The sequence below is a fragment of the Streptomyces sp. V3I7 genome (assembly GCF_030817495.1).
In the GTDB taxonomy this organism is placed as follows: Bacteria; Actinomycetota; Actinomycetes; order Streptomycetales; family Streptomycetaceae; genus Streptomyces.
Map to the genome: position 1 here is coordinate 2,069,942 of NZ_JAUSZK010000001.1, position 14,385 is coordinate 2,084,326.

General features: G+C 70.0%; 19 protein-coding genes. All 19 read right to left on the reverse strand.

Going from position 1 to position 14,385, the window contains the following annotated elements:
* The 19 genes from QFZ74_RS09730 to QFZ74_RS09820 all read right to left on the reverse strand — a co-directional run bounded on the left by QFZ74_RS09730 (position 1) and on the right by QFZ74_RS09820 (position 14,368).
* Complete coding sequence (locus QFZ74_RS09730) at positions 1-399, reverse strand: hypothetical protein (RefSeq protein ID WP_307620406.1); 399 nt, start codon at positions 397-399, stop codon at positions 1-3.
* Complete coding sequence (locus QFZ74_RS09735; RefSeq protein WP_307620407.1) at positions 342-896, reverse strand: hypothetical protein; 555 nt, start codon at positions 894-896, stop codon at positions 342-344. Before QFZ74_RS09735 ends, QFZ74_RS09730 begins: the two co-directional genes overlap by 58 nt.
* Before the next feature lie 2 nt (positions 897-898).
* A complete protein-coding gene (locus QFZ74_RS09740; RefSeq protein ID WP_307620408.1) occupies positions 899-1,552 on the reverse strand; it encodes a hypothetical protein in 654 nt (217 codons plus the stop codon).
* 134 nt (positions 1,553-1,686) lie between these two features.
* The gene (locus QFZ74_RS09745; RefSeq protein WP_307620409.1) at positions 1,687-2,130 is read right to left on the reverse strand and encodes a hypothetical protein; all 444 of its coding nucleotides are present in this window, start codon (positions 2,128-2,130) and stop codon (positions 1,687-1,689) included.
* Entirely contained in the window at positions 2,127-2,555 is a 429-nt protein-coding gene (locus QFZ74_RS09750) for an HK97 gp10 family phage protein (RefSeq protein ID WP_307620410.1), read from the reverse strand. Before QFZ74_RS09750 ends, QFZ74_RS09745 begins: the two co-directional genes overlap by 4 nt.
* On the reverse strand, positions 2,555-2,986 hold the full coding sequence (locus QFZ74_RS09755) for a DUF6093 family protein (protein WP_307620411.1): 432 nt from the start codon (positions 2,984-2,986) through the stop codon (positions 2,555-2,557). Before QFZ74_RS09755 ends, QFZ74_RS09750 begins: the two co-directional genes overlap by 1 nt.
* Positions 2,976-3,347, reverse strand: a complete 372-nt coding sequence (locus tag QFZ74_RS09760; protein ID WP_307620412.1) for a hypothetical protein — start codon at positions 3,345-3,347, stop codon at positions 2,976-2,978. The genes QFZ74_RS09755 and QFZ74_RS09760 overlap by 11 nt, the downstream gene beginning before the upstream one ends.
* A gap of 169 nt (positions 3,348-3,516) precedes the next feature.
* Positions 3,517-4,347, reverse strand: a complete 831-nt coding sequence (locus QFZ74_RS09765) for a glycosyltransferase family 2 protein (protein WP_373462477.1) — start codon at positions 4,345-4,347, stop codon at positions 3,517-3,519.
* Positions 4,348-4,509: 162 nt separating this feature from the next.
* Positions 4,510-5,670 carry a DegT/DnrJ/EryC1/StrS aminotransferase family protein gene (locus QFZ74_RS09770; RefSeq protein WP_307620414.1) on the reverse strand — a complete coding sequence of 387 codons (1,161 nt, stop codon included), beginning with the start codon at positions 5,668-5,670 and terminating at the stop codon, positions 4,510-4,512.
* Positions 5,667-6,725 carry an NAD(P)-dependent oxidoreductase gene (locus QFZ74_RS09775; protein WP_307620415.1) on the reverse strand — a complete coding sequence of 353 codons (1,059 nt, stop codon included), beginning with the start codon at positions 6,723-6,725 and terminating at the stop codon, positions 5,667-5,669. The genes QFZ74_RS09770 and QFZ74_RS09775 overlap by 4 nt, the downstream gene beginning before the upstream one ends.
* A 17-nt stretch (positions 6,726-6,742) precedes the next feature.
* The gene (locus QFZ74_RS09780; protein WP_307620416.1) at positions 6,743-8,071 is read right to left on the reverse strand and encodes a hypothetical protein; all 1,329 of its coding nucleotides are present in this window, start codon (positions 8,069-8,071) and stop codon (positions 6,743-6,745) included.
* A 10-nt stretch (positions 8,072-8,081) separates the two neighbouring features.
* Positions 8,082-8,756, reverse strand: coding sequence for a hypothetical protein (locus tag QFZ74_RS09785; RefSeq protein ID WP_307620417.1), 675 nt, complete (start codon positions 8,754-8,756; stop codon positions 8,082-8,084).
* Between the two features lie 66 nt (positions 8,757-8,822).
* Positions 8,823-9,851, reverse strand: coding sequence for an NAD(P)-dependent oxidoreductase (locus tag QFZ74_RS09790; RefSeq protein WP_307620418.1), 1,029 nt, complete (start codon positions 9,849-9,851; stop codon positions 8,823-8,825).
* A gap of 74 nt (positions 9,852-9,925) precedes the next feature.
* A complete protein-coding gene (locus QFZ74_RS09795; protein ID WP_307620419.1) occupies positions 9,926-10,471 on the reverse strand; it encodes a cysteine dioxygenase in 546 nt (181 codons plus the stop codon).
* A 389-nt stretch (positions 10,472-10,860) separates the two neighbouring features.
* Entirely contained in the window at positions 10,861-12,183 is a 1,323-nt protein-coding gene (locus QFZ74_RS09800; RefSeq protein WP_307620420.1) for an acyl-CoA dehydrogenase family protein, read from the reverse strand.
* An 85-nt stretch (positions 12,184-12,268) separates the two neighbouring features.
* Positions 12,269-12,829 carry a GAF domain-containing protein gene (locus tag QFZ74_RS09805; protein ID WP_307620421.1) on the reverse strand — a complete coding sequence of 187 codons (561 nt, stop codon included), beginning with the start codon at positions 12,827-12,829 and terminating at the stop codon, positions 12,269-12,271.
* A 45-nt stretch (positions 12,830-12,874) separates the two neighbouring features.
* Positions 12,875-13,468 (reverse strand): ATP/GTP-binding protein, encoded by a 594-nt coding sequence (locus QFZ74_RS09810; protein WP_307620422.1) that lies wholly within the window; start codon positions 13,466-13,468, stop codon positions 12,875-12,877.
* 4 nt (positions 13,469-13,472) lie between these two features.
* The gene (locus QFZ74_RS09815) at positions 13,473-13,880 is read right to left on the reverse strand and encodes a DUF742 domain-containing protein (protein WP_307620423.1); all 408 of its coding nucleotides are present in this window, start codon (positions 13,878-13,880) and stop codon (positions 13,473-13,475) included.
* A complete protein-coding gene (locus QFZ74_RS09820) occupies positions 13,877-14,368 on the reverse strand; it encodes a roadblock/LC7 domain-containing protein (RefSeq protein WP_307620425.1) in 492 nt (163 codons plus the stop codon). The genes QFZ74_RS09815 and QFZ74_RS09820 overlap by 4 nt, the downstream gene beginning before the upstream one ends.
* Between the last annotated feature and the right edge of the window lie 17 nt (positions 14,369-14,385).

The window sequence follows — 14,385 nt, forward strand, 5'->3', positions numbered from 1 at the left end:
TCAGGGGCGCGGCTCGTACTGGTCGCGCGGGAGGAGCTGGATCTTCACGCCGTAGCCGGAGCGGTCCTGGGGGACGTGGTCGCGCTCCTGCTCGATCAGCTCGCAGCCGGGGCAGCGCAGGGTGCCGGTGACGTACGCGTGGGGGTCGCCGCCGCGGGCGCGGTCCCACTCCTCCAGCCGCGTGCGGCACTCCGGGCACACCGACCGCTGCCAGTCCGCCCAGGCCAACGCCTTCGCCCGGTCGAGGTCGGACCAGCGGCCGTCGCCGCCGAGGAACTGCGAGTGCGGGATCTGGAACCGCTCGCACAGCTCCAGCTCCGCGCGCAGGCCGGCGTCGCGGCTCAGTCTTTTCCCAGCTCGACCCGGCTCTCCTGCTGGATCTGCCAGGCCGCGTCCCACAGGGCGTTCGCGTCCGGCGCCGACCAGCCGTTCAGCAGCTCGTCGGCCTCCTCGCGGCTCATGCCGTCCACGGAGGCCGCCGCCACCAGGGCGGCGGGGAAGGTGTCGGCGTTGAAGATCGCCCCCTCCTCCGCCTGCTGTTCGGTGGGCGGGTGCTCGGAGATCAGCTCCTCCAGCACCGGGCGCGGCAGCGCGCGGAAGGTCAGGAACTCCGACGCGGCATCGAGCGCGGCAAGGGCCTGATCGCGCGCCGAGTCGGCGTCGGCAGCCTGGCGTGCGGCCAGCTCGGCACCGGGGTTGACCTCGGCGACGAACTTCGCCCGGCGCACGGCCTGTTCGGCCTCGTCGTACCGCTGGCGCAGGTCGGTGTCGTCGCAGACGCGGAGCCGGTTCTGGGGCCTTGCGCGGCGGCGGAGGCGGTCCATCTTGGCCGCCCAGGCCCCCTCCGCCGGGTTGGCGGAGCGGGCGGGGCGCTTGGCCTGTGCGGGGCGCGACACGATCAGCCCTCGCTGGCGTCGTGCTCGCGGACCGTGGCCTCGGTCTCGGTCTTCGTGGTGCTGACCACGGTCACGTCGACGTCGTCGCCGTCGTGATCGCCGTGGTGGTGGCCGTGCCCGTGACCGTGGCCGTCGTCGCAGTCCTCGTCCGGCAGCGACCGGGCCTGGGCCTGCGGCACGGGGCTGTCGAGCGACGGCTCGTCGGTGATCGTGAAGGTGACCTTGAACTTCGCCGCTTCATTGCCGGTCGAGTACGCCGCGGCGCGGGTGGCGACCTGGACGGGGAAGGCGTCGACCGAGCGAGACCCGGGCAGGTCACCCTTGCGGAGCAGGACCACGTAGCCCTTGGCTCCCTTGGGGAGCTGCTGTTCGATCGCGTCGGAGAACCGGTCCTCGTAGAACGTCAGGCTGGAGTTCTCCGCCTTGTCGTTGCCGGGGATCGAGGAGTTGAAGGTCGAGCCCATGTCCGGGGTCTCGATCGGGTCGTTCTCCAGGGCCCAGCCCTCGATGTCCGAGACCGCGTCGGTCAGGACGAACGCCTTGGTGATCTCAGGGCGGCTGGGGTACTTCGGATCGTTGAGATCCTTCACCCAGAGGATCTTGGAGATGCCGCGCCGCAGAAATCGGGTCTGGGTCTTCTTCGTGCTGGTGGACACAGGTCCGCTCCCACTTCTGGGGCAGCGTCCCGTGCCGAGACCCTGCCCCTTGATGATCAAAGGGGGTTCGCCTGGCCTGGTGGGGCTTAGCGTCCGCGCGGGCCTCCGCGGTGAGGATCAGAAGAAACGTTGCTTCATGCCGGGGTCACGGTGATTGTGACCCGCTGCACGTAGGACACGATAGCGCCTGCCGCCGACACCGAAGCCTCTCCACCTGCGTCGTAGGTCAACTCCCGGTCGATCACGCGGGCTTCGGGAATCGGCAGGTTATGGGCCCAGCGGCCATCGGTTCGGCCGACGACGCCTGAGCGCACGCGGTCCGCCAGCCACTCGACCTGATCGCCCCGTTCCCCGACCGAGGTGATCTGGTACGACCAGGCGGCGTCCGCGTGCCAGTCCCACAGCGGCGGCCCGCCGAACTCCGCCGGCAGCGAGTCGAGGACGGTGTACGGGGAGGAGGCGGGCTCCCACCCCGACTTGCCCTCGACACGGGGCAGTTCACCGATACCGCACGGGCGACCGGTGGCCTTCTCCACGAGGGCGGCGAGCGCGCGGGTCACCGGCAGACGGGCCGTCACGGCAGCACTCCGTCGGCCAGGGCCCGGATGAACGCCGGTTCGGTCTGCCGGAAGGCAGGCTCGACGTGCGGAAACGGCGGCTGTCGGTAGTGCCTTCCGAGGGAGTCGACTCCGACAAAACCGTGCTCAAGCCGCCTCGACTGCGGCGCGTCGGAGAACACCTCGGCCGTCACCTCGCCGCCCCCGCTGCGCATCCGCACGTCCCATGAGGCCCGGTACTGCCCGGTGATGACGTTCGGGCCCGGCCGACCGCTCGCGTTCCGCTGGATACGGACACGCAGCAGCATGGCGTGGTGCCGCGTGATCGTCCGCGTACGGGCGCGGGTCGCTGGGCCCATGCGGGCCAGCGCGGCGGCCAGCGCGATCGGGTCGCGGAACGCGGTCGCGTCCGGGTGAGCGTTGGGGTGCGGGTTCGCCGGGGCCATCAGTCGATCACCTGGACCCGGACGAGGCGCACCACGCTGTAGGTGCCCACCGCCTCGTCGGAGAACCGGAAGCGGCGGCCTATCAGCTGAGGGTCGCGGGGGCCTCCGGGCCGGACGGACCCGGCGACACGGACCACGTCGTCGCGCCGGAGCGCCGGAGCGTCGACGGGCAGCACGGCCTGGTAGTCGGTGGTCGGCGGTTCGACGGCGAGCGACCCGCCGACCGGCTTGGTGATGGCGGGGCGGCCGAGCAGCATCACCGCGCCGAGCCCGTGCCAGACCAGCTCCTCGTCCGGCGCGGGCGGCACCAGCTTGCCGGTGGTCTCGTCGAGCACGTCGTCCGTACGGCCCGCGCTGTCCCGCCACACCTCCAGCTTGTCGTCCAGGATGCGGCCGACGACCCGACGGGCACCGTCCACGTCAAAGGCCACGAGCCCACTCCTGAAGCTGGGTGAGCATGGCCTCCGTCAGCGAACGCGGGCCGGTGCCAAGATCGGGCCGGGCCAAGGCGGCACGCTCCAACTCCTCAGGGTCGATTGCCGCCAGGAAGACCGCAGCCGCCGCGCCGGGGTCAAAGGCGTCGGCCACTGCGACACGGGCCAGGCCATCGAAGACCGTCTCGGTCCATTCCCCGGCGCGCAGCACGACTTGTGCGGACTCGCCTTCCTGTTGACTGATCGTGTAGCCCTTGAAAGCCCCGGGGTCGACCCGCTTCCCGTTGAGCTCTATCCCGACCTTGGGCCCGCGGGCGGTGATCTGTACTCGGTGCAGGTCCTCGTCGTTGTGATCCATTCAGCCGACGCTAAGGCTGCTGTCGGACAACGCCGGGCGCCCGGTGCTACAGCTTCTGCTCCGCTGTCTCCACAGCCAGTGGAAGAGCATGGCGAGATCTCGCACAGGCCCGAAAGGCGGGGTACGGCGCCGCCGGCCTTATGTCGCTGATCTCAGTTTGTGTGGCAGCTCAGACGGCGGGAGGCCGGCCAGCCCGGGTCAGACGGGCGACCGTGGTCCAGCTCATTGGCTCCCGTGTCCCGCACGCTCCACGTACGCCCTCCAGGAATCCGTTGAGGGACGCGCGCAGGGCGGGCATCCCGCGCGTTCGGCTGAGGGTGACCGCGGCCCAGACGGCGAGGTTGACGGGGATCAGAAGGCGGGGCAGGCGGCGGCGCGCGAGCCAGACCCGGTTGCGGGCGTTGAGCCGATAGAAGCTGGCGTGCCGGGACGGGTGGGTGGCGGGGTGGTGCACGATCACGTCCGGCATGTAGTAGCCGCGGTATCCGTGGTCCCACAGCCGCCACGCCAGGTCTACGCCTTCGTGGTAGAGGAAGAAGCTGCCGGGCCAGCCTCCGACCTCGTCGAATGCGGAGCGGCGGATCATCACGACGCCCTCGGCCATGACGGTCACGATGCCGGGCCGGGCCGGGTCGCTTGCTCGCAGGCGCGGGACCCAGCGGCGGAGGGTGACGCCGCTGTCGGGGTCGGCGATGCGGGGCTGGGTGTAGGCGAGGCCGGGATCGGTTTCGAGGCGGGCTACGAGCTGGGCCAGGATGCGGGGGGTCGGCAGCATGGCGTCGTTGTCGAAGAAGAACAAGTAGTCGCCCTTGACCTGGGCAGCTCCGATGTTGCGGCCCTCGGGGATACCGACGTTCTCCGCCAGCGTGACCGTGCGCACGCCGTCAGGAACCTGCTGAGGGGTGCACCCGTTACCGACGACGACGACGTCCAGGTCGACGCCTTCCTGCGCCAGGAGGGACGCCATGGCCTTGGGGAACTCGGCCGGCCGGTCGTTCATGGTCAGGACCACGGCCCCCACGGCGGGTGAGGCGAAGCCGGTGTTCACGCGGATGTTCCCCTTCGTTTCACTGCGGGCGGTCAGCCTACGGCATGGCCGCCCGCGCCCTGATTCAGGTGAGTGAGCACGTCCGGCCCACCCCGATTCACGCTCCGTGGCCGGCTAGGAGGACCAGAGAGTGTGCATGGCGGTGATGACGCGGTCCACGTCGCTGTCGGTCATGGCCGGGTAGCAGGGCAGGGACAGCTGCTGTGCGGCGGCCGCCTCGGTGACGGGCAGGGGGCTGGTGATCAGGCTTCGGTAGCCGGTGAGGGTGTGTACGGGTTTGAAGTGTGCGCTGGTGCCGATCTGGTGCACCTCGCGCAGCGCCTGCGCGACCTGGTTGCGGTCCAGAGGCGCGATGGCGGGGTCGATGAGGACCGAGTACAGGAACCAGCCGTGCTCGACGCCGGGCAGGGTCGTGGGAAGGGTCAGGCCGGGCAGGCCAGCGAGGGCTGCGGTGTAGACGGCGGCGATCTCGCCGCGGCGAGCGGTGAAGGCCGGGAGTTTGGTGAACTGCGGCAGGCCGATGGAGGCGGTGACGTCGGGCATCACGTATTTCAGGCCTGGCACGGTTACCTCATAGTCGGCGGTGTTGCGCTGTCCGTGCCGGCGCCAGGCGGAGGAGTCGATGCCGTGGCGGCCGAGCGGGCGGGCCACGCGGATGAGATCGGTGCGGCCGACGAGCATGCCGCCTTCGCCGGTGGTCATGACCTTGTTCGCGTAGAAGCTGAAGGCAGCGAGGTCGCCGACGGAACCGGCGCGGTGGCCGTCGCGGCTGGCGTGCAGGGCGTGGGCGGCGTCCTCGATCAGGATGAGCCCGTGCTCGTCGGCCAGCTTGCGGAACGCGGTGAGGTCGCAAGGGTGGCCACCGTAGTGCATGACGACGATGGCCTTCGTCTGGTCGGTGATCGCCGCCGTGGCCGCCTCGGGGTCGATGTTGAGGGTCGTGGGCTCGATGTCCGCGAAGACGGGGCGGGCGCCGACCTGGAGGAGTGCGTTCGGGACGGCGCAGAAGGTGAGGCTCGGGGTGATCACCTCATCGCCGGGGCCGAGCCCGAGGGTGAGGAAAGCAAGGTGCAGGGCGGCGGTGCAGGAGGACACGGCGAACGCGTCCTGGACGCCGAGGGCGTCTCGTACCACCTCCTCGAGGCGGGCGGCCTTCGGGCCGTAGGTCAGCCAGCCGGAGCGGAGTGTGTCAGTGACCTCGGTGATCTCCTCCTCGCCGATGGACGGCTGGTTCCACGGCAGGAACGGCACGCTCGCCGGGGCGGTGGGGGTCATCGAGTGCTCCAGCCGCTGGCGGCGTACTCGGCGTACAGGCGGTTGCACTCGGGCGTGTGCAGGACGGTGAGGTGTCCGGCGTCGCGGGCGAGGGTGAGACCTTTGAGGTTGTCGTACTCGGGACGGTCCGGGTCTCCCAACTTCCCGTTCTCCATGGCCTCGGCGATCTCGCGGATGCCGTCGTGGAGCCGGGTCGGGCACGCTCCGGGAAAGGCTTCGGCGAGGCAGGCGAAGGACGTGCGGTAGTCGCGGGCGTCCGTCTCGTCGCGCTCCGGGCCGCGATCGATCTTCGTGCCGGGGACCGTCCGTTGCACGGTTTCGGCGATGTCAGCGATGGTGAAGTTCGCCCGGTCCGCTCCGACGTTGAACACCCGCTGGCCGTTGGGGGTGTTCAGGACGCCGGCCAGGGTTTCGGCGACGTCGGCGACGTGTACCAGGGGGCGGCGCTGGGAGCCCCCGTTGAGCGGGATGCGGCCGGTCACGACGGCCTGTGCGGTCATGCGGTTGGCGACCGAGTCGAGACGCTGGCGCGGCGATCGTCCGTGCACGGTGGCCAGCCGCAGCACGGTCAGCGCCGCATGGTCCAGCATGGCGGCCAGGCGGCGTTCGGCCAGGACCTTGGTGGTGGCGTAGATGCCCAGCGGGTTCGGCGTGGTGGACTCGTCCACCGTGCCCTCGTGCTGGCCGTAGACGCTGCACGAAGAGAAGAACACGTAGTGCCCGACTCCTGCGTCCTGGGCGGCCTCGGCGGCGAGGACAGGGGCGGCGTAGTTGAGCTCGACGGCCAGGCGCTCGTCGACGGCGCAGGCGGGTTCCCCGACGAGACCGCCGAGGTGCACGACCGCATCCGCGCCCTGGACCGCATGCCGGAGCGTGTCGGGGTCGCGCAGGTCGGCGTGGATGAAGTCGGTGGCGGTCGGCACGAGCCGTGCCGGGTCGTCGCCGCGGTGATAGATCAGGCCGTCCACGACGGTGACATGGTGGCCGAGGGCGGTCAGGTGGCGGGTGGCGACGGTGCCGATGTAGCCGGCGCCGCCGAGCAGGACGATGCGCACGCTGGGGGTCCTTTCGATCAGTGTGCTGCGGTCGCGGTCGTGGTGCGGAAGGCGGCCTTGCCCAGGGCGGTGGCGCGCAGGTCGGTGAGGCGAGGGATGAAGGTGACGTCGAGCTGCTCGACGGGGTGGAGGAGGCCTCGGTCGCAGATCTCCGCCGTCCACACTGCGTAGGAGCCGCGCGGGTAGGCCAGGTTGACGCCGATCTCTCCCTTGGGCAGGAAGCCGTTGAACGGGGTGGGGATGCCCTGGCGGTTCCAGTAGCCGTACGCGCCCAGTGCCTTGGCCTGTTCGAAGACGGAGAAGAGCTGCGGGTAGCGGGGCTCGGTGCGCATCTGGCGGAACACCATCTGCCCCAGCAGAGAGGGCGCGACCTGGGCGAGGGTGAGGAAGTCCGCGCCGTGGAAGGAGACGGCCGCCGCGTCCTGCGATGGGTCCAGGGCCGCGAAGGCGAACAGGTGCGACAGGCGCCGCTCCACATAGTGGGCTGCCCCGGACGCGAGGGAGGGTTCGATCTCGCCGACGAGTGCGGTGAGCCGGTCGCGGTCGGGCGCGAACAGGGCGAGGTCGAACAGGCGGTTCATGCTCTTGACCGCCGCGAACGCGAGCTGCTTGTAGAGCCGGTTGTTCAGCTCCCCCGCTTCGGCGTACGTCTTGGTCTGCGGGGAGGTGGAGTGGAGCATCAGGTACTCGGACAGCACCTCGAAGTACAGGTAGCCCAGGAACGGCACCAATGACACCGTGTCGGCGAGCTGGTCGACGAACGCCACCTCTCGGCTGAGAGGCCGGCCGCAGGCGGTTGCCAGCAGTACGTCCAGGAATCCCGAGGCCGCCCGCACACGCTCCACCGCGGCCTTCCGTAGCCGGGCGTCCTCGGCGCCGGTCAGGACGTCGCGGTGCTCCTCGTAGGTGAGCAAGTGGATACGGCCGAGGCGTAGATAGTCGATGCCCTTGACCGGCACAGGCGCATCCGGGCGGATCTCGATGACCAGGACGTCGCGGTTCTGCTTCGTCTCCAGCAGATAGGCGCCCATGTTGTGCGGCCGCAGCCCCTCCGGCTCGGGGCTGAGCGGAGCGCAGTACAGGCTGCCGACCAGACAGCCCGCCGCGGCATAGACCTGCCTACTCGCCCGGATCGCCTCCAGAGCCGGAGTGGTGTGCATCAAGTGGATCGGGCGACCGCTGGCCAGGGTCTGCAGCATGCTGTTGCCGCGCAGCAGCCACCCGTTCGCGGTGTCCTGCTCAAGCAGACTGGCCCACTCGGTGGGGGTCTCGTGGAGGGAGGCCGGACCGGGTGGCCGGGCCGGGGAGGCGTAGTTGGTGTGGGCGTCGTCCCATTCGGCGCGCACGCTGTGTCTCCTACCGGTAGAGGGTCAAACGGGCGTGGGCTAGGGCGTCATCGGGGCTGGCCCCGTCCAGGCGGTGCTGCTCGCTGGCGGTGACGAGGTCGAAGGCCACCTGGGGAAGCCACGCGGGCACACGGATACGCAAGCGGGTGGTGTCGGGCCACCAGCGATCCCGCGGCAGCCGGTACCGATCGAGGCAGTCCGCGGCCTTCAGCAGATCCGTGAACTGCCGGGCCTGCGCGTAGGCATGTGTCTGCTCGGCGGAGAACGCGTCGTAGGGGACGTCGTGCAGGGCCACGGCGGTGGCCGCCGGAGCGATCAGCCCCACGGGAAGCTGGAAGTCGAAGAAACAGCTGACGGTCTGGTGGTATCGGGCGAACCAGCGGGCCGCCCGCCGGCCGTGCCCTACGTCGTCGCGGTCATGGCGACGGCGGCAGTCGTGCATCGCCGCCGCGGCACACAGCACCGCCGTCTCCTTCCGGCTCAGGTCGTACTCGCCCGCGAGGAGGGAGGCGAGCATGCTGACGCGGGCGCCGTGCAGGACGCCGTGAATGGAGTCGGCGATCCGGGCGTCGAAGAACCACTCCGTAGGCGGGATCAGCAGAAGGGGTGCGTGCGGCAGCTGTGACGGACGGTCGGGGAAGGAGGGCCGGTTGGCGGTGATCCAGTCCAGCGTGGTCTGGTCCATAACCTGGTGATCGCCGAGCCGCCGTCCTTCTGCGAGCTCTCTGAGCGAAGGCATCCGCTGCACCTCCTACGCCGCAGCGTCTTCACGCAGCCACTGCGGGATGACGTCCGGACGCTCGCGCAGCCACGCCGCATACCGGGCCACCCCGTCCTCCATGCTGATGCCCGGTCTCCAGCCCAGGAGATCTTCCATTCTTCGGGTGCAGGCGTAGCCGCCTTCCGGGTCGCCGGGAGGCATCGCCGTCTCCCGCAGCGGAACACCGGGGTAGTGCGAACAGACCAGGTCAGCCAGGCGGCGGATCGACGTGCCCGTGCCGGTACCGATGTTCACCGTCGCCTGGTGCGCCCGCTCGGCGGTCAGGGCATGCAAGGTGCCGGTAGCGATGTCGTCCACGTGCACGAAATCGCGGACCTGGTGCCCGCCGCCGTTGAGGTGCAGCGGGAGCCCCAGTGAGGCGCGCATCGCGAACCAGGCGATGACCCAGGAATGACTGTGCTCCTTGATGACCTGCGGTTCGCCGTACACGGAGAAGTAGCGGACGATGGCGTACGAGATGCCGGCGGCGCCGAGCACTGCGGCGGTCTCGTGCTCGCCCCACACCTTGCTCGCGCCGTACACCGAGACCGGCCGCACGGGGGCGTCCTCGCGGAACTGTGCTCCGGGCTGTCCCTGTTCGCCGTTGCCGTAGACGCTGGCGGAGGAGACGAACACCATCCGCCGCACGGTCCGGGAGGCGGCCACCGCGTCGAGGACCCGTTGAGTGCCGACGACGTTGCTGTCGATCGCCTCCAGGGGCTGGCGGGTGCAGGCGGCCACGTCGGCCAGGGCGGCGGCGTGGATGACGTAGTCGCAGCCGGGGATGAGCCTCTTGATCAGGCGAGGCTCGGCAATGTCGCCAACGATGAAGTCGGGGTCGTCGGAACGGATGCCGAAGTAGTCGCGGTAGGTGGACTCCGGATAGGCGTCCATCTTGCACACCGACACCGTTCGCGCGCCGAGCTGGCGGAGCTGGGCGGTGATGCGGCTACCGATCAAACCGGCCGCGCCGGTGACGAGCACGGTGCTTCCAGCGAGTTCGTATAAGGACACGACCATGTTCCTTTCATGGAGCCCGCGCGCGGCAGGCGGATTCACGGGGCCGCCGCGCGCGAGGCGTCCGAACGCCCCGCTCACTGCCAGTCCTGCGGGCGCTCGACCTGTTCCAGGCGCAGGACCTGGCCCGTGCGGCTGTAGCGGCGGATCTGGGGCAGGGGCGGGTAGTAGGCGTGCACGGAGATCGCGTGCTGGTCGGTGGACTCGTTGAGCACCTCGTGGACGTGGTGCCGTCCGAAGGCCCGGCCCTGACCGGCCGGGAGCCGACGCTCGCGGTCCACGTCGTCGGTCAGTTCCAGGATCTTCCAGCCGTCGGTGGGCAGCCGGGCGGCGAGCGAGTTCTCCTTCAGCTCGCCGGACGCGGTGAGGAAGACGCCGACCGACTCGGCGTGGTCGTGCCAGCCGGTGCCAGTGCCGGGCGGCCAGCCGATCAGCCACGCCTCGCTGCCATCGGGGCCGGAGATCTGCAGCCAGGTGCGTTCCGTCGGATCGAGGGGGAACACGGCGAGCATCTCTGCGTCGGAGGCGACCTGCCGTACGAAGTCGAGCAAGACGTCTTGGCCGGGGCCCGGGGTCGCGTCGCGATCGACAACGGCAGTGGCAGCAGGGCTGAAAGCGTGCATCGGTGTCCTTCCTGGGAGGCGGTCTTGACGCGAGGCCAAGGAGCCGCGGTCGGGGCAGGATGTGCGGGCCCTCGTTCCCCGGCCACCGTCGAGACCGGGGAACGAGGGCGTGCTCCGCCTCCAGGCCGGGAGCGGCCAGGCGCTGGCTGAGGCTTGGCTCTCCCAAAGGCGGAACACGGGGACCGCGCAGCAGCAGCCGGGGAAACTGCCGCGCGCGGCGGTTCATACGGCGGTCGGGGCGGGGCGCCCTCTGTGAGTGGTCACGTCCCTGCTCCTTGAGTGGGCTGGTGGTGCGGTGGCCGGCGCAGGTACGGCGCCCCTCGGGGAGGAGGGCGTTGAGCTGCCGCGCCCGCGCCGGCCGGTGTCCCGCGCTCGATAACGGGGGGTACCTAGCGCGGGACTTGGCCCGTGCACGGCGGTGCGGATGGAAGGGGTGCCGTGCACGGGAGCTTTTGGACGGCGATCGGCGGGTCGGATATGGAGGGTTGGGGGCGGCCGGAGTGGAGAACGGACCACGGCGTGCGGACGCTCTCGCTGGTTTCCTCCTGCAGGAGGTTCTCCGCGAGGCGTAGACGCTGAACTTCACCCGTGCCGGCGGGCGCGTAGGTGGTCTGCATGTCGCGCCAGATCCGTTGGATGGGGTAGTCCCCGTCCAGGCCGTTCGCGGCGTGCAACTCCATGGCGTCGTTTCCGCTTTCGGCGGCGAGTTCGTGGCCGAGCGCCTTGGCGGCGATGAGTTCGTCGTCGCACGGCAGGCCGCGGTCGAGCATGTCGACGGCGTGGTAGGTCAGGATCCGCGCCATGATCAGCCGGGCGGACATGCGGCCGAGGCGGTCCCGTATGACGCCGACGTCGGCGAGCTTTCCCTCGTAGCGGGGGCGGGTGCTGACGTACCGGGCCGTCAGGGAGACGGCCATCTCGTGCAGGCCGAGCGAGACCGCAGTGAGGTTGGGCCGCCCGTACAGGATGCTGCTGGACTGGGCGACGTCGAGTCCCTGGCCGACGTCGCCGAGGACGTTGTGCGGGGCGACGCGGACACGGTCGAAGCGGATCCTGCCGAAGCCGAAGCCGCGCAGCCCCAACTTGCTGCTGTCCCTCTGGAGGGTCACTCCTCGCTGGTCGCCCTGGACGAGGAATGCGGTGAGGGCCTTCGAGGTGCGGGTGCCCTCCCGAGCCGTGCGTGCGACGACGACGTGCAGGTCCGCGATGGGGCTGTTGCCGACGTGGGACTTCTCGCCGGTGAGGACCCAGGCCTTCCCGTCCCACTCGGCAGCGGTCGCCATCCCGCCGATGTGGCCGCCCTGATCGGGTTCGGTCACGGCGATCGACATCAACGTACTGCCGTCCGCCACCTGCGGCAGCAGCTCTTTGTGCTGGTCGCGGCTGCCGTAGTGGAGCAGGGCGGCAACGGGGATCAAACTGGCCTGGAGTACGGCAGCGGCCGCGGCGGAGGTCCGGGCCAGGCGGTGGATCAGGATCGTTTTGGCGACGTGACCGGCCTGCATGCCGCCGAAGGCCTCGGGCACGGTGACGCCGAACCAGCGGCGGCCGGCCAGCAGCCGGGCGAGCTTGCGGTCCACGCGGTGCGGCGCGCTCTCCATGCGGTCCACCCGCGGTTGTATCTCCTGGGCGGCGAAGTCGTCGGCGGCCTCCCACAGGGCCCGGTGGGAGGGCGTGAGGAACCTGTCGAGAGTGACGGAGGTGGGCATCATCGTGGGCGGTCCTTCTGCCTGAGAGGGGCTCACATGGGGGCGGCTGCGGCCTGTACCGCGTGGTGAGGGCCGGGCGGTTCGTCGCTCAGGAAGCAGGGGTCCTGATCTTGAGGACGTCGGCCGCTGCACGAGTGGAGTCCCGGACGATGCCCTGGAGCCGGTCGGCGTCGCGGAGGGTCCTCGGCTCCGGGTCGATGATGCAGACGGTGACCAGGACGAGGCCGGTAGCGGCGTCGATGATGGGGCTGCCGAAGTAGGACTCGATGCCGATGGCGTCGACGACATGGTTGCTCTGGAAGCGCGGAGAGGCGGCCACGTCGGGCAGGGGAAGGCCGCGCTTGCGTTCGACGACCTCGGGGCAATAGCCGTGGTTGCGGCTCATGGTGCGGCCGACGACAGGAAGGCCCGACTCCCGCGGGGGGTTGTGCAGGCCCAGGAACGTCTGCTCCTCGCCGAAGCCGTTCACCATGGCGTAGAAGAAACCGGCCCGCTCCGCCATGTCGGTGGCCAGGTCGTCGAGCACGTCGTTCGGCTGCATGACGATGCCCAGCTCGTTGAACCGGTTGAGACGGATGGCCATCTCGGACAGCTCGGTGGCCGGGTCTTCCGTGAAAGCCTCGATCTGGTGCTCCCTCGTGCCGGGCAACGGCATAGGCAGGTGAGGGGCGTGGGGGCTCTGAGAAATAGTCATCTAGGCGTCCAAATAAGCAGAGTTGGGGTAGGTCAAGCGCACCGCGTGCTCGACCAGGACGAGCAGGACCGAGGCCACGGAATCGGCGTTGCGGGCATCGCAGAACATCACCGGCACGCCCGCGTGCACGTCGAATGCCTCGCGGACCTCGTCCAGCGTTCGCACGCTGGCGTCGGGGAACCGGTTGATCGCGATGACGAAGGGCATGCCGAGCTGTTCGAAGAAGTCGGCTGCATGAAAGCTGGAAGCGAGCCGGCGGGTGTCGGCCAGCACGACGGCGCCGAACGCCCCTTCGGCCAGGACGTGCCAGAAGTCCCAGAAGCGAGGCTGCCCCGGTGTGCCGAAGAGGTAGAGCTCCACGGGCTCGGGGTCGTCCCAGCCGGCACGGCCGAAGTCGAAGGCGACCGTCGTGGTCCTCTTCTCCGCGATCCCGGTCAGGCTGTCCGTGGCCTCGCTCTGCGTGGTGAGCAGCTCTTCGGTTTTCAACGGCGTGATGTCGCTGATGGCGCCGATCGCAGTGGTCTTGCCGACACCGAATCCTCCAGCGATGACCAGCTTGAGGGGCATCCGTTCGGCGGGCTTGTGCTGGGTCATGACGTCACCCGGCCTTCGCTGCGGCATTGGGGTGCCTGCGCTTGATGGCGGCGCTCAGCGCCATCAGCTTCTGCACGTGGCCGTCCGCGCTGAGCGCGTCCCCCGCGGGAATCCTCAGCGCACTGGCGTCGATCAGGTCGGAGACGAGCACCTTCACCGTGGTGATGGGCAGGCCGAGACTGCCGGCCAACTCGGCGAGTGGACACCGTCGTTGCGAGCACAGTTCGACGATCCGCGCGCTCTCCTCGGGCAGCCCGCGAGGAGTCCGCCGGCCGGGGCCAAGGACGGTGTGCAGGCTCAGGATGTGGCGGGGCCGGGTGCGCCCGTCGGTCACCGCGTACAGCCGGACGATGCTGGCCGTCTCGTCCGGGGCCGCGGCATCCGTGGCCTCCTGGTGCGGGCGGGAGGTCATTCGACACCGCTGTCCTGGCCGGTGCGCGTGCGGACGGGGGTGGTCATGAAGGGGGCGAACCGCTGCACCAGGCGCCCGGCGCTGTAGGCGACCGACCCGATGTTCGCGTCCGGGACGGTCAGCACGACCAGTACCGTCGCGACCACATCCCCGGACGAGCTGAAGGTGCTGCCTGCACCGGCGTGGGTGACGAGGAAGAGCGTGTCGTCCCGCTCGATCAGGACCTGCCGCGCGGGCATCATCTCGTCCGTCCGGCCGGTGATGCCCTTGGCCAGTCCCGCGATGCCCGAGAACGCCGCTGCGAGGCCGTCCGCCCAGTCGGGGTCCATGTGCGAACAGATCGCCTGTTTCATCCCGTCGGTGGAGACCAGCAGGACGTGGGTGACACCGGCGGTGTCCGCCACGAATTCGTCCAGCAGGCGCGTCATCTGCCCCTGGACAGCTTGGGGAGTGAGCACGGTGCTTGAGCCGGTCGCGTCGTAGGCCATGGCCGTTCGCTCCAAAC